This is a genomic window from Oceanobacillus luteolus, assembly GCF_023715655.1.
Classification (GTDB): domain Bacteria; phylum Bacillota; class Bacilli; order Bacillales; family Amphibacillaceae; genus Oceanobacillus; species Oceanobacillus luteolus.
Window position 1 is genome coordinate 1 of record NZ_JAMBON010000149.1, and the last position, 468, is coordinate 468.

Here is a 468-nt window from a genome sequence, read left to right on the forward strand (position 1 = left end):
GACCATGGCCGTCGCCATCACCACCAGAATCGGAATGGTATTCGGCAGCAGGTGGCCAAACAGCCGGCGACGCGCCGACAGGCCCAGCACCTGGGTGGCCAGCATAAAATCGCGTTCGCGCAGGGAGAGACATTGCCCGCGCACCAGCCGCGCCAGTCGGGGCCACTCCAGCAGGCTGAGCATCACCACCACCATATAAATGCGCGAGTCCGGCGAAAAATCGAGCTCGGAAAGCATCGCCCCGGCGACAATTAACAGCGGTAACCCGGGGATAGTCATCACCAGGTGGCCACGCGCATGATCAGTTTGTCGGTTAACCCGCCGACGTAACCCGAGAGGGCGCCGAGCAGGTAGCCGAGGCACACCGACATCACCATGGTCAGCAGGCCGATAATCAGCGAGATGCGCCCGGCCAGCAGCAGGCGGGTGTAGACATCGCGACCGAGGAAATCGGTCCCCAGCCAGTGT

1 pseudogene is annotated in these 468 nt (G+C 63.0%); it reads right to left on the reverse strand.

The annotated features are described in order from the left end of the window. Positions 1–468 (reverse strand): annotated as a pseudogene (locus M3210_RS20145) (ABC transporter permease); the annotation flags it as partial.